The sequence below is a fragment of the Actinopolyspora lacussalsi genome (genome assembly GCA_030803735.1).
Lineage (GTDB): Bacteria > Actinomycetota > Actinomycetes > Mycobacteriales > Pseudonocardiaceae > Actinopolyspora > Actinopolyspora lacussalsi.
The window spans coordinates 1,022,583-1,036,050 of record JAURUC010000001.1 but is presented as its reverse complement, the minus strand read 5'-3'; the positions used below and the strand labels follow the sequence as shown (position 1 = coordinate 1,036,050).

The following is a 13,468-nucleotide window of genomic DNA, read 5'->3' as shown; positions in this document are numbered from 1 at the left end:
GAGTGCTACCGTGTCGTGCCGCGTGTCACCACGCGGTCCTCCGGTAGCACTGCCGGACCCGGTAACGACTCGGGGCTACGTCGGACCCTTTTGAGGGCGAACTTCCATGAACGTCTGCGACAGGCTGCTCGACACTCGTCCGATGCGGTGCGACGCCGCTTTCCGCCGCTGGTGGGCAGGTAGCACACTGTCCGTATTCGGTGGGCAGCTGACAACCGTGGCCGTGCTGTACCAGACCTGGGAGAGCACGGGTAGCTCGCTGGCGGTGGGCAGCGTGGGGATCACACGTGCCGTACCGGCGGTACTGTTCGGGCTGCTCGGAGGGACGGTGGCCGACACCGTCGATCGAAGGCGACTGGTGCTGTTGACCACCTCGGGACAGTTCGTCGGCGCCGGAGCGCTGACCCTACAGGCACTGGCAGGTCTCGGCTCGTGGTGGCTGCTGCTGATGCTGGTCGCCGCGCAGGAGAGCTGCAGTGCCACCGGCGCTCCCGCCCGCAGGAGTTTCACCGCCCGACTACTGCCGGACCGCCAACTCACCGCCGGGATGGCGCTGAACCACCTCGGCACGCAGATGGCCATGCTCTCGGGGCCTGCTGTCGCGGGGGTGCTCATCGCCGTGAGGGGAGTGGAGGGCTGCTACCTGCTGAATGCGGTGACTTTCGCGGCAGCGTTCTACGCTGTGCTGCGCCTGCCGACCGTGCTTCCGGAATCCGGCGGGAGGCTCCGGGCACCGGCTACGATCAGGGCGGGACTGCGTTTCGTCGCGAGCAGGCCCAAGTTGCACGGTGCTTTCCTCACCGATGTCCTGGCCACCGTCCTCGCCATGCCCACCGTGTTGTTCCCGGTGATCAACGAACAGCGGTTCGGCGGAAGTCCCGAGACACTCGGCCTGTTCTGGTCCGCCCTGTCGTTGGGAGGCATCGCTGCGGGATTGGCTTCCGGCCCGATCACACGGCTCCTTCGCCCGGGGGTGGTCATGCTGACCGCGGCGGGAGTCTGGGCGGTGGCCCTGACCGGCTTCGGCGTGAGTCAGCAACTGTGGCTGCTGCTCGGATGTCTCACGCTCGGTGGAGCCGCCGACACGATCTCGGTGATCTCACGGGGTGCGCTGGTGCAACTGGCGATCCCGGACTCCCATCGCGGCAGGATCAGTGCGGTGGACCACATCGTCGGTGCCTCCGGGCCGGATCTCGGCGAGTTCCGGGGTGGGCTCGTGGCAGCGGCCACCTCGGCCACGTTCGCGGCGGTATCCGGTGCGCTCTGCTGCGGTCTGGGGATTCTCGCTCTCGCGGTGACGAACCGACCGCTGCGGCGGTTCACAGTTCCGAACCACCCGGCCGGGCAAGCACTCGAACGCGGTTGACGATGATAGCCAGTTCCTCGTCCGACGAGCTGCCGTGAATCAACGCTGCTCCGTTTCGAGGGCGGCACGGATGTCGTTGAGCCAACCGGTGAATTCGAACGCCGACAGCCCGGCCCGCTCGCAAACCAGATCGGTGGCTGTTTCGGTGGTGTGGTCCGTCCACTCCAGCCACGAACGGTCGCGCAACACCAGGGCCACCGCCAGCTGTTCACCCGTCGACCACTGCTGTGACGGATGGTTCTCGTTGTGGTCGCGTGCCCACCGGCATCGTTCGATGATCTCGTCCTTGGTCATACCGATGTTCCTTTCCGCCTGTCGTGCCGGTCCCGTGTCCGCCCCGGCCGGTCGACGGAACCACCGGGCGCCACCGACCGAGCAGGCGGCAACGTATCACCGAGCGACGCCGGGTTCCGCACACCACTCGGATTACCCAGTGACCAGGCGTTCATCGGTGTAAGTTCCGGTCTTCGGGTCGGAGTGAGTTGGTCAGGTGTGTTTGTGGTCGGGCATGTTGTGTAGGGCGTCGCTGGTTGTCCACGTACTGCTGTTTGAGTCGCCGTGATGCCACGCCTTTGAGGCTGTTCACCGGCTTCGATACCGCCATCTGTGGCGGGTATTCCACGAGTAGGTGCACGTGGTCGTCGTCCTCGTTGCACTCGCTCAGCGTCGCCCCGAAGTCGGCGCAGACCTTCGCGAACACGCCGCGTAGGACGTCGTGGTGCTGTCCGGTGAGAACGTTCCTGCGGTATTTCGTCACGAAGACCAAGTGAGCATGCGTCCCGAAAACGCAGTGCCGACCAGTGCGATAGTCCTCGGTGTTGACCATAGGCCAACATGATGCAGTGTTCAGTGGGAGGGAGGTGATCAGCCGATGCGGCTGCGGTACCGATACTGGCTTTACTCGAGCGACGAGCAGCGGCAAGCGCTCGCGCAGGCGTTCGGCAACGCCCGTGTCGTCTACACGACCCCGTACTCCTGAAGCTGTCCTGAGGGGCAGAGTAGGTCGGCGGGTCAGTCGGTGAGGAGTGCGGCGTCGAGAGCGTGAGCGCGGCCGGTGGGTCATCGGGTCTTGGCTGAGGTCTGGTCCCGTTGCAAGGTGCGGTGGACCGTGCTCCGGGAGACGGTGAAGACCTCGGCGAGGTCGGCGATGGTGTACTCGCCAGTTGCCGTACATGCGCACGAGCTCGCGCTGCTGCTTGGCCGAGAGCTTGGGCTGCTTGCCGCGCAGCTTTCCGCTGGCCTTGGCCACGGCCATGCCTTCCTTCATTCTGGCTCGCAGCAGGTCGTCCGAGTCTGTCAAGGCATGTGCACCCTGGCCATCGCCACGGTCACCCGGCGCGGCGAGCCACGCATCAGCGGCGCCGACGGGCACCTCCTGCACGGTCGTTGGATCGTCGGCACCCACCGTCGGGCCGCTAAAGCCCGTCATCTCGCGGCGCGGCCCGGCATCAGCGCGACCTTCATGCGCGGCGAGCAGCTCGGCATCTTCACGCATGGACACGCCGTTCCGCTGAACCCAGAGGGGACGAGCAGTGACCCGAGTTGGCCGACAATCCGCGACTACCTCGTCGACCACTACGACGGCGATGGCGACGATCCGTTCTGGGACGAGAACGTCTGGTATCGCATCGACCCCAGCTGGATGGTCGCCTACAGCGCCGACCCCGTCGGGCTGCTCGACCAACAACCGTCAGGCTGAAGAGAGCTCGCGCGAGTCCATCTCAGGCCGTCACTCCGGGGACAGTCGAGGTTGACATCTTCACGTCCAGAAGTTCACAGCGCGATCCATGTCGACCACGCCGATCACGGGAAACCCGAGCCTGAGCACAAGGTAAGGCTACGACGGTGCAGCTCGGGTCTCGCAAACCGATCCCTCAGCGGTAACGATGACGGCTTAGCTGCTGGTCTGCTCTTCCTTGGCGAGTAGTTCGGTCAGGCGTGGAACGGCGAATCCGGGCTGGTGGCAAATCCCAGGCGATGTTCCTCAGTAATGAACGAGGCCTGAGCGCCCACTGCGACCACGGACGCTTGCGGGGGTTGGCTACGGATGGATCCCGGCAGTGCCCGCACTGCCTCGGGGATCGCGCCCATGTTGCTGGACAGTTCCTGCTGCCACAGCGGTACGGCATCCCTGCTGGAACGAACATCATTGCTGGGCACGCCGACCGAGAGCGGGTACGGGTCGGCCACGTCACGGGTGAACGCCGGAACCACGATCGTGCCCTCGGCGCCGACGGCGGTGCGGAGGCTGTCCATGACTGTTGCAGCGCCTCCGTCGACGGTGCCCAGACTGGACAGCGAGGAGTGAGTCATCGCCGTCCTGGACTCCCGCGTTTCGTTATCCATGGACCAACTCTGCGGCCGTGACACCTTCGGTACCCGTTTCTACTGCGTGCATAGTGCACATTCCACCAGCAATGTCCGACAGCACGAGTCGGCCGCTCCGTGACGAGAGTCCAGGGCGCTCGATAGCCGATCGGTCAACGGCGCACCCGATAGCGCAGGTGAAGCACCCGGTTGCCCTGAATCACCACGTCAGGATCCTCCAATAGGTGCTGTGTGTGGACCGACCCGAAGTAACGTTTGCCGGACCCGAACACCACGGGTACGACGTCCATGCGTACTTCGTCGATCAGACCCACGGCAAGCACTTGGCTACCGATGTCGCCAGCGGCGACCTCGACCACGCGGTCACCCGTGAGCTCCTGCGCCTTGGCCATGGCTGCCTCAATGCCATCGACGAAGTAGAACGGCGCCTCGGGATACCAGCCCTCGGGTCTGCCCCGGTGGGTCACGACGACGACGTGGTCGACCCCAGCCGGAGGTGTCCCGTCCCAGCCGTTCGTCATGTCGAAGACGTGGCGACCGACGATTGTCGCCCCGATCTGGTCCCAGTACGGCCGGATGTAGTCGTAGGACGTCTGCGACACCTTCAAGACGCCGCTCTCGTCCAACGGCACGTCACCGCTGAGTAACCAGTCGAACAGCGGTCCGGGCTGGTCGTTCTCATCCGCTATGAAGCCGTCTACCGACACCGAGCTGTACATGACCACCTTGCCCACGGGGCCTCCTCTACTCTGGGGTGTCTCCAAGTTAAGCGTTTTGCGAGCTGTCGGTCTTGTAAGAAATCAATCGGTCGGCAGCGGCCAGCTATCCAATACGTGGCCAGGATGCTCGCGCAGAAACCGTCGCCGAACTTCGACGTACCGGGTCGGCGTGAGCCCGGTGAACGCCCGGAACTCGTGGCCGAAGTGGGCCTGGTCGTAGTAGCCTGCGCCACCGGCGAGGCCGCCCCAGTCGATCGGCCCGGCAGGGTTGATCGCGAACACGGCGTTGGCGAAGCGGTGAGTGCGGGCCAGCCGCTTCGGCGTGACGCCGATGAGCTCCTTGAACCGCTGTGCCAGATGAGTGTTGCTGACACCGGTTGCCACGCTCAGGTCGCCGATCGCCACCGCCCCGCTGGTCGCCGCGATGACGCTGCTCGTATGACGGACCAGCCCCAGACCGGCGGTCTCGCACAGTCGTCGCATCAGCTCCTCCTCGAGCAGCGTCAGCATCTCGCTCGCCCCGTCCGCCGTGGCCAGCCGGTCTCGCAGCTCAGCAATAGCGGGCCGGCCCCAAACCTGCTCTAACGTCACCGGCCGGTCGCAGAGCTCGGCCGCGGGCATCGGCAGGAACGGCGACAACCCCCACGGCTTGAAGTGCACGCCGACGGACCGGGTCCAGAGCGGGTAGCCGAACTCCCATGCGCGGGTAGGCATGGTGACCACGCAACCGTCGGCGTACCCGGCCGTCTCGACCTCGGTGCCAGCGCGGATGAGAAACGGTGCCCCGAGGTTGACGATGAACAACGCCGCCGGCGTCGTCGGCAGCGTCAGCCGGGCGTACGGCGGCGCACCCTCCAGGTGGTAAAGGTCGTCGATCAGCCCATCCAGCGGCGGTCGCGGCACTCTGGACACGTACTCCATACGTACAGTATCGGCTATGCCCCGCCGGCCGGCGCACCTTGATGGTCCATCGGCGTCGCCGACGAGCGGATCTATCTTGACCACGGGCTGACCGGAACCACCCGAGCCCGCCCTGGTCTCGATCAGGCACTCGCCGCCGTCCGCGAAGACGACACTCTCGTCGTATAGAACCGGATCTTGCCATTGACCTCGCGGTAACGGCCCAGCAGCTCCAAAGCCTGCATGATCGGCCGGTAGGCGGTGTTGTTGCATCGAAACTCCAACGCGGCCAACAACACGGGCAGCATCCGCCGATAATGGTTCGAATACGAACGCGATGGTTACGATCATTGCTCGTCGCCACCGCAACGAACCGAAAGGGATCGTATGCACCGCAGCGCACCAGCGACGAGCACGAGTGTCCCCTCGGGCCCGTCGGAGTCACGTCGTCGAACCCGATTTCCGATCGATCTGGGAGGAGCCGGCAGGCAAGTGTCCAAGCTGTTCTCGGCCGTTGGCGGAACGGTTCTGCTGTTGCTCGCTCTGCCGGGCACCGCTCTTGCCGAGGAGGTTCCGCCCGAGATTCCGGCCGACTTCGCCGCCGAGGACGCCAAGTGGGCGCCCGCTTTCGACTACGACGGCGACGGGTGCTATCCCAGTGTGGCCGTCGGGGTGAACGGGACCCTCAACGGGGGACTGAACAATTCCGGGGCGCTGGACGGTCAGTGTCACGATCCGTCCGACCTGGAAAACTCCAATCTCTACGCCCGAGCCAAGCGCAACAACGGGTGGCAGGCTTATCTCTACGACATGTATTTCCAGAAGGACCAGGCGGTCCCGGGACTCGACGCCTTCGGCCACCGGCACGACATCGAGCACGTGGTGGTGTGGGTGCACGAGGGCAGTGCCCGCTACGTCGCCACCTCCGCACACGGTGACTACAACGTGCACCCCGCCTCCGAGGTCGGCTGGGACGACGGCACCCACGCCAAAGTCGTCTACCACAAGGACGGGCTCGGCACCCACGCCTTTCGAACGGCAGGCAAGGACGAACAACCGGAGAATCACTGGAACGACTGGCACTACCCGGACCTGGTGAGCTGGCACCGTTTTCCCGGTGACACGCGTTCGATCCTGACCGGTGCCGACTTCGGCAGTGCCAGCCTCGCGATCAGCGACGGCGCCTTCGAGGACAATCTCAGCAACGCCAAACCGGAGGGGATTCCCTTCGACCCCTACGCGTGACCCGAGCGTTGCAGCGGCGGAGCTGGTTGCATCGTCACCGTGTCGCTCGCGACAGCTCCGCTGCGGGGACTCCTCCACGCGGCTTCGACAGTCGCGAGTGCTCGATGGCCGATGCCGGCGAACTCGACGAGGTGCCGGTCAAGAACGTGATCCGCCGGGAACACCGGCAGGACTTGCTGAGCGCTGTCCACCACAAAACGCGCCACGGCCCGGAGCTCGTCCGTGGTCAACTCGAAGTCACCGGTCGCAGTCGATCACGCATCCGATTCTGTCGTCGAAGGTGCCGGTCCGGTGACGAACACTTGTCGGTGCTCGACCGTAGACTCCTCCGGCACGAACGAGATGATCATAGGCTGCGCCCGCTGTCGGGCCATGAACGGACTCCAGCAGGCAGCTGACGAGTCTTCGCTCGCCAGAACGTCTCACACCCGTGAAGCTTCGTCACGGCTGGCAACGAACGGAACATAGTCATGAACGCTTCTCGTCGCATCGTCGCCTGGGCGGGTCTGAGCCTGGATGGTTACACCAGCGGTCCCGACGGTCCGGCCGGTGACAGCTGGCCGCACGAACAGGCGGTGCATCCGCAGACGGCCGAGTACTTCGAAGGTATCTGGCGCGGTGCCGACACGATCCTGCTCGGACGCACCAACTACGAGGGGTTCCACTCCGTCTGGCCCGGTATCACCCGGGACGAGAAGACCGATCCACGGACCCGCGAGCTGGGACGCTGGCTCGACACCACCGAGAAGGTGGTGGTCTCGCGTACGTTGACCGAAGCGCGGTGGGAGAACTCGCGCATCGTCCGCGACCTCGCCTCCGAGGTCGAAGAGCTACGTGACCAGCCTGGGCGCGATATCCTGGTGGCCAACAGTGCCAGCGTCATCGCCGAGCTGCTGCGTCTGGACCTCATCGACGACCTGCGGCTGTTCGTGATTCCCGTACTGGTCGGCGGGGGGCTACGCCTGTTCCCCGACGGTGTGAACGCACACTTCACAACGGCAGGTGTCACCGCATTGACGAACGGGGTGGTCGGCCTGCACCTCACCCGTCGTTGACCATCGCTCGGGGATGCGTTGAAAGCGGACGCACGAACGTTGAGCGGGTCGAGCCGAATTCCACTTCGCCGCCCCGGAGCGGGAGGGATTCGACTTCACCTTGCTGACCCGGGGAGTAGCGGGAACGTAACCGCGGCGTGCTTCTCGGGTGCCAGCGCGAAACACGCCTCGCTCGGTGGCGGTTCCAAGGGGCACGGAGTCGCCACCGAGCGGGCACACGGTGTGTGCGGGGAGGATTCCAGGAGAGGCGATGTTGACATCTCTATGGAAACGAATATCTTTTTCAATATGGCTGAATCCCAGATCGAGGCAGCACGAGTGGAAGCACTGCTCGATGCTCTTCCGGATCCGCTGTCCGCCGAACGGATCATCGAGCTGAACCGGCCCGGAACCGACCTGCACACCCATCGCGAGTACGAGTGGAACGGGTTGCGCTTCGACGCGCCACCGGGTGTTTTCCTGCCCGGGCATACCAGTCGGATGATTTATGACCGGCTGTTCGACGGCAGGATCGAAGTGCGTGATCGTCGCTACGTGGCGATGGAGGTCGGACTCGGTGTCGAAACCGTCGCGGCCGGACTGGCCGGCGCGCGGGAGATCCACGCCGTGGATGTGCACCCCGACAGCGTGGCCACCGCCGGTCGCCACTTCGAGCGGCACGTCGGGTCTTCCGAGCCCCCGGTCTTCACGCCCGTGGTGGCCGACGTCTTCGACGGCTTCCCCGAGGGAGTCCAGAGCGACGTCGTCACCTTCAATCCCCCCGCGGTGAGCCAGCCAATCAGCGATGATCCCGACATCGTGCGCAACGTGTGCGTGGGAGCACCACTGCTGGAGAGGTTCTTCACCCAGCTCGCCGAACGCGAGATCCTGACCCCCGGTGGTGAGGTCTTCGTCGTCGCCTCCACCACCGCCGACCTGCGTGGCATCGTGGGTCACGCCCTCGCACACGGCTTCGCCCCGGAAATCCGCGATCTGCACGACTGGCAGGACGGTGTGGTGACCCATCTCTTCCGATTCGTTCGGAAAGTCGTTTCGTGAACTGCCACCAGGGGCGCGACTCCGAGCATCCACCTCTAGGCCGCCGGAGCCGCACCGCTTGGATATCCGCTTCTCGCGGACAGCGGCTCCGAGGTGGCCCCGATTACACCCGGTGAACGAACGGACGTCGACGAGCACCGGACAGTAAGCGTTGACCACCCCGACAGTGCGGAACGGTGCGCCGCTCAGTGTCGTTGCGCGGTACTTCGGGCGGGAGTGAGTCGAGGCGAGAGCAGTCGAACCTCGGGAGACCGCACTCCTTGGAGTTCACGCATCGTCATCTCCACGGCGATCCTTCCGATCTCTTCGGAAGGAAGCGACACCGTGGTCAGCGGCACGGAGCGGTTCGCGGCCATCTCGTCGGGGGTTACCGCCACCACCGAGATGTCCTCGGGAATCCGCATGTCACGGCTGTGCAGTTCGGACAGCAAGGGGTCGAGTACCGCTTCGTTGTGCACCACCAGACCGGTCAGCCGCGGCTGGTCGGTGACAATCCTGTCGAGGCAGTCACGCACCCCCTCGTAGGAGGGTAAGCACGCCTGGCTGGTGGCGTGCAGTCCGCGTTCCCGCGCGGCGGAGGTGAATCCCCGCAGGAACCGGCCCGCGAAGCTGGTGCCGCGTTCGTATACCACGGGTGAGGGACCGACCAGGGCGACTTGTTCGTGTCCGAGATCGGCCAGGTGCCGAACGCATCGTTTCGCCGCGGCCGAGAAATCCAGATCCACGCAGGACAAGTCACCCGGGTCGTTCGGAAGCCCTATCAACACCCCCGGACAGGACAACGACTGCAACACCGGTACCCGGGAGTCCTCGTCCTCGACGTCCATCAGCAGCAACGCGTCGGCCATCGCCGAATCAGCGACCCGCCGCAATCCGGACGGTCCCTCGTCGTTGGTCAGCAGCAGCACGTCGTAGTCGTAGTTCCGGGCGGTGGTGACCACCGAGTTGACGAACCCCATCAGAACCGGAACGTCTATGTCGGTGCGCAGCGGCATGATCAGTGCCAGCACACTGGTGCGGCTGCTGGCCAGCGCACGGGCCCCGGCGTGGGGGTGATACCCGAGCCGGTGAATGCTGGCCTCCACCCGGCGCTGCGTCTCCGAGGAGATCGAACGCTTTCCGGACAGCACGTAGGACACGGTGCTGGAGGAAACCCCCGCATCCCGGGCTACGTCGGCGATGGAGACCATCTCGTCCTCCGGCGTGGTGCGTCGAATCGCATCGAACGATATCGTGCCGAACGGCGCTGGCCGGACCGGCTCGCGCACCGGCAGTGCTGTCGTTCGGCGACAATCACACTCGGTGGGAGAACGTGTCGGGACAACACCGCTCACCGGCATCGTACTTCGCTCGACGTGCTCGCCTTCGTCCTCGTGCGATTCGTCGGTGCGGATCGAAGCGATTCACCGTGAACGGCTCGGTCTCGTGCGAAAACGCGCCGCACCCACCCGTGCTCGGGAGCGAACCGGCGGCACTCGTGGTCGAGTTTCCGGACACCTGAACACCACGGCTCGAGGCGGGCGCCATCGCGGGCCCGTCACCCCTCGAGTCGGAACTCGGCGAGACCGACCCCGCTCTCGAAAACCAGGCAGAGATCGTGACGGCCGTGTACCCGCGCCAGCCGGGACCGCACCGTTCGGTAGGCGTGTTCACCGCCGGTGGGCGGAACGCGCAAGGTCCCGAGCCGTCTCCCCTCAGGGCCGTCGAGTCGTACGCGCACGCGCGCGGTGTTCGCGGAGCCGTTGGCCACCAGCGCGGTGATCGCGTTCGCACCCGCCGCGAGGTCGACATCGCGGAAGTGGATCCAGCCACCTTCAACCGAGGCAGTGACCGTGGTGCGGTGCTGTTTCGTTCGGTCGTTGAGCGTGATGTTCGAATAGTCGTCGAAGTTGACGGCCTTGGTCCGATGGTACGGATTCCGCGGGGGGATGTTCTCGCCCAACACCCGCAGCGCGAGTCGCCCGCGGACGTCGGTGCTGGAAGCACCGAGCATCAGGTCGTGCGTCGCCGCTTCGACCACCCACTTCTCCCTGGTGACGTCCCAATGCGCGAGATCGGTGGCACGTAGCGTGAAAGTCACGGTCCGACGTTCACCCGCCGCCAGACTGACTCTGCGGAAGGCGCGTAACCGCTTCCGGGGCTGTGGATCGCGGGACTCCCGCTGGTGCGTGTAGAGCTGCACCACCTCGTCGCCGGCACGTCGCCCGGTGTTGCCGACCGTGACACTGACGCTTACCTCGCCGTCGGTGTGGATCACCGGGGCGCTCGTGCGCGCCGCGGTGTAGTCGAAGGAGGTGTAGGACAGGCCGTGCCCGAAGGGATACAGCGGTGTCGCGGTGGAGTACTGGTAGGTGCGTTCGGCCTTGACGATGTCGTAGTCGAGGATGTCGGCGAGGTCTTCGGTGGAGCGAGGCCAGGTCTGGGTGAGCCGCCCTGCGGGGTTGGCCGCGCCGAAGAGCACATCGGCCAGCGCGTTGCCCGTTTCCGCACCGGCGTGCGTGGTCCACACGATGGCGGGCACGTTGTCCTGGGCCCAGGTGATCGTGGTGGGATAGCTGTTCTGCAGCACCAGCACGGTGTGCGGATTGGCCCGGTACACCCGTTCCAGCACCACTTGCTGCGTCGGAGCCAGGTTCATGTCCTGGCGGTCGTCGTTCTCCCGTCCGTTGATGAACGGCATGCTGCCCGCCACGACGATCGCCACGTCGGCGCCGGTGGCGGCTTCGACGGCGGCATCGCTGCCGCTTCGTACCACTTCGCGGGTGAAGGTGGTCGCCGCGACCGGTGAGGAGGCCGTGACACGCAACCGCCCTTCCCCGTCGACGACGACGTAGGTGCTGTCCCCGAACCACGACTCCTCGGTGTCGTTGCCCGCGTACCGCAGCACGCATCCCCCGTCGTGGTCGATCAACTCGAACTGCTGCCGCACGTACCAGCCGTTGGGCTGCTCGGCGTTGTTGACCAGGGTGCTGTTCTCGCCGAACGAGACGTACTTGCCGTTGGATGCAGCGCGCAGTGTCACGATCCCCTCGCCCCAACCGAACACGTCGAACCGCGTCGCCGCGTCGGACTCCGTGGTGACCGCCAGCGGTTCCTCGCCTGCCACCGCGGTCACGTAGCTGCCGTCCGGTGTTCGCAGTGCGATCCTGTCGACCCCTTCGGTCGAGGAGACGGTGGTGTTCGGCCCGAGCGCGGCGGTGACGCCGCTGAGCGGAGTCACCTCGTAGGGCAGATCGGCGGAGTACCAGTCGGTGTAGAGCGTCTCGCTGAGCTGGCCGATCACCGCGACGCGTCGTACTCGGTGTCGGTCCAGTGGTAACGCGTCCCGGTCGTTCTTCAGCAGCACGATCGCCTCGGTCGCGGTTCTTCTGGCCAACGCCCGATGGGCGGGGCTGTCCACGACCCGCTTGTCGATCCGGCCGTACGGCCCACCGTATGGATCGAACTCGCCGAGGCGGAACCGCATGTCCAGTATGTGGCGGACGGCCTCGTCCACGTCGTTCTCGGAGAGCAGCTCCCGTTCGAGCGCGGTCTTGACCGCGGCGATGGTCTTGCCGGAATCGGTGCCGTCGACGGTGAAACTGTCCAGCCCGGCCTTCAGAATCGCCGCGTTGGCCTCCGGTTGGCTCGCGTAGTAGTCCTGTGCACCGGTGAGGTTGTTCGGCCCCCCCGCGTCGGTGACATTGCACAGCGTTCGTCGTGCCCAGCCCCGCACCACCTCGTCGATGTCGTGGTGGACAGTCATCGGCCTACCGTTGACCAGGTTGTAGGCCGACATCACCCCGGTGGCGGCGTCCGCCGACAAGGTCTGCCGGAAAGCGGCCTCGTAGTACTCGTGTCTGACCCGCGGCGGCAGCATCGAGGAGGTGGTGTGCCGATGGACCTCGTTGTTGTTGGCCAGATAGTGCTTGAGTACCGGTGCGGCACGTATCCGATCGGGATCATCACCCTGGATACCGCGCCCGTAGGCGGTGGCGATCGCACCGGTGAGGTACGGGTCCTCGGAGTAGCCTTCCTCGTTGCGGCCCCACCTCGGGTCACGTAGTAGGTTCACCGTCGGTGCCCACAGTTGTAGTCCCCAGATGTCGGGGGACTCGGCGTGATATCCCCGTGCTTCGGTGCCCACGGCCGCACCGACCCGTTCGATCAGGTCGGGATCCCACGTGCTGGCCAGCCCGATGGCCTGCGGGAACACCGTGGCCGTCGCGGTGACCACCGCGCCGTCCGCCGCTCTGTCGTTCGACCAGGCGAGGCCGTGCAGCGCCTCGGTACCGGTTTTGAACGCCGTGATACCCAGCCGGGGAACGGCAGGTTGGTACTGGTGCAGCATGGCGACCTTCTCATCGAGGGTCAGCCTGCTCAGCAGGTCCTCGATCCGTGTTCCTCGAGCAAGGGCGGAGTCACGGAACCCGGATGTACCGACCGGCTCGGCCGAGGCGCCGTGCCCCTCACTCCCTGCCAGCGCGGATCCGGCGGCGAGACCGGCGACCAGGGACAACACGCGGCGGCGGGAGAGCAGTTGGGGCGGAACGGAACGCATGGACGCAACCCACTTCCCGAAAATATCGAAATACATCGAAGCGATTCGACTAATTTTCGACGGCTTCGCTTACACGACAAAAACGATAACGGGAACTGTGACACCAAGACGCCTGCAGGTCAACAGCTCTTTTTGCAGGAATGCGCCCTTCCTCCAAATGCTTCCCGAGTGCTGTCTTGTGTGATGCGCCATACTGAACTAGCGTCGTTTCTGTTGGATTAATCGATGCGCTTCGACGATCCGCACTGTTGAGGTCATCGACGGACGCTCCGACAGC

The 13,468-nt window shown here is 65.4% G+C and carries 13 protein-coding genes and 2 pseudogenes; 7 read left to right on the top strand and 8 right to left on the bottom strand.

All coding sequences use genetic code 11. From position 1 onward, the window contains the following. The first annotated feature begins 106 nt into the window (after positions 1 to 106). The gene (locus tag J2S53_RS04525; protein ID WP_456239889.1) at positions 107 to 1,366 is read left to right on the top strand and encodes an MFS transporter; all 1,260 of its coding nucleotides are present in this window, start codon (positions 107 to 109) and stop codon (positions 1,364 to 1,366) included. 39 nt (positions 1,367 to 1,405) lie between these two features. Here J2S53_RS04525 and J2S53_RS04520 read toward each other — a convergent pair whose 3' ends face one another. Then, positions 1,406 to 1,660, bottom strand: coding sequence for a hypothetical protein (locus tag J2S53_RS04520; RefSeq protein WP_456239888.1), 255 nt, complete (start codon positions 1,658 to 1,660; stop codon positions 1,406 to 1,408). Between the two features lie 226 nt (positions 1,661 to 1,886). After that, positions 1,887 to 2,192, bottom strand: a pseudogene (tnpA, locus tag J2S53_RS04515) (IS200/IS605 family transposase); the annotation flags it as partial. A gap of 45 nt (positions 2,193 to 2,237) precedes the next feature. Between tnpA and J2S53_RS04510 the strand changes: the two are divergent. Then, on the top strand, positions 2,238 to 2,345 hold the full coding sequence (locus J2S53_RS04510) for a helix-turn-helix domain-containing protein (RefSeq protein WP_456239887.1): 108 nt from the start codon (positions 2,238 to 2,240) through the stop codon (positions 2,343 to 2,345). A gap of 129 nt (positions 2,346 to 2,474) precedes the next feature. Next, positions 2,475 to 3,065, top strand: a complete 591-nt coding sequence (locus J2S53_RS04505) for a pyridoxamine 5'-phosphate oxidase family protein (protein WP_456239886.1) — start codon at positions 2,475 to 2,477, stop codon at positions 3,063 to 3,065. A 233-nt stretch (positions 3,066 to 3,298) separates the two neighbouring features. Here the strand turns inward: J2S53_RS04505 and J2S53_RS04500 are convergent, their stop codons facing one another. The 3 genes from J2S53_RS04500 to J2S53_RS04490 all read right to left on the bottom strand — a co-directional run bounded on the left by J2S53_RS04500 (position 3,299) and on the right by J2S53_RS04490 (position 5,334). Continuing rightward, a complete protein-coding gene (locus J2S53_RS04500) occupies positions 3,299 to 3,712 on the bottom strand; it encodes an AAC(3) family N-acetyltransferase (protein WP_456239885.1) in 414 nt (137 codons plus the stop codon). Between the two features lie 134 nt (positions 3,713 to 3,846). Then, positions 3,847 to 4,428 carry a dihydrofolate reductase family protein gene (locus J2S53_RS04495; protein WP_456239884.1) on the bottom strand — a complete coding sequence of 194 codons (582 nt, stop codon included), beginning with the start codon at positions 4,426 to 4,428 and terminating at the stop codon, positions 3,847 to 3,849. A gap of 66 nt (positions 4,429 to 4,494) precedes the next feature. Further along, positions 4,495 to 5,334, bottom strand: coding sequence for a helix-turn-helix domain-containing protein (locus J2S53_RS04490; protein ID WP_456239883.1), 840 nt, complete (start codon positions 5,332 to 5,334; stop codon positions 4,495 to 4,497). 48 nt (positions 5,335 to 5,382) lie between these two features. Here J2S53_RS04490 and J2S53_RS04485 point away from each other — a divergent pair. Then, positions 5,383 to 5,499, top strand: a pseudogene (locus J2S53_RS04485) (recombinase family protein); the annotation flags it as partial. Here the strand turns inward: J2S53_RS04485 and J2S53_RS04480 are convergent. Further along, positions 5,457 to 5,621 (bottom strand): hypothetical protein, encoded by a 165-nt coding sequence (locus J2S53_RS04480; RefSeq protein WP_456239882.1) that lies wholly within the window; start codon positions 5,619 to 5,621, stop codon positions 5,457 to 5,459. The pseudogene J2S53_RS04485 and the gene J2S53_RS04480 sit on opposite strands and share 43 nt — an antisense overlap. A gap of 184 nt (positions 5,622 to 5,805) precedes the next feature. Between J2S53_RS04480 and J2S53_RS04475 the strand changes: the two genes are divergently transcribed. The 3 genes from J2S53_RS04475 to J2S53_RS04465 all read left to right on the top strand — a co-directional run bounded on the left by J2S53_RS04475 (position 5,806) and on the right by J2S53_RS04465 (position 8,651). Next, a complete protein-coding gene (locus J2S53_RS04475) occupies positions 5,806 to 6,558 on the top strand; it encodes an NPP1 family protein (RefSeq protein ID WP_456239881.1) in 753 nt (250 codons plus the stop codon). Positions 6,559 to 7,028: 470 nt separating this feature from the next. Further along, complete coding sequence (locus J2S53_RS04470; protein ID WP_456239880.1) at positions 7,029 to 7,613, top strand: dihydrofolate reductase family protein; 585 nt, start codon at positions 7,029 to 7,031, stop codon at positions 7,611 to 7,613. Between the two features lie 288 nt (positions 7,614 to 7,901). Continuing rightward, positions 7,902 to 8,651 carry a methyltransferase gene (locus J2S53_RS04465; RefSeq protein ID WP_456239879.1) on the top strand — a complete coding sequence of 250 codons (750 nt, stop codon included), beginning with the start codon at positions 7,902 to 7,904 and terminating at the stop codon, positions 8,649 to 8,651. Between the two features lie 185 nt (positions 8,652 to 8,836). Here the strand turns inward: J2S53_RS04465 and J2S53_RS04460 are convergent, their stop codons facing one another. Together J2S53_RS04460 and J2S53_RS04455 are read right to left on the bottom strand one after the other, a co-directional pair. After that, entirely contained in the window at positions 8,837 to 9,841 is a 1,005-nt protein-coding gene (locus J2S53_RS04460; RefSeq protein ID WP_456239878.1) for a LacI family DNA-binding transcriptional regulator, read from the bottom strand. Positions 9,842 to 10,188: 347 nt separating this feature from the next. Next, positions 10,189 to 13,191 carry a glycoside hydrolase family 3 C-terminal domain-containing protein gene (locus J2S53_RS04455; RefSeq protein ID WP_456239877.1) on the bottom strand — a complete coding sequence of 1,001 codons (3,003 nt, stop codon included), beginning with the start codon at positions 13,189 to 13,191 and terminating at the stop codon, positions 10,189 to 10,191. Between the last annotated feature and the right edge of the window lie 277 nt (positions 13,192 to 13,468).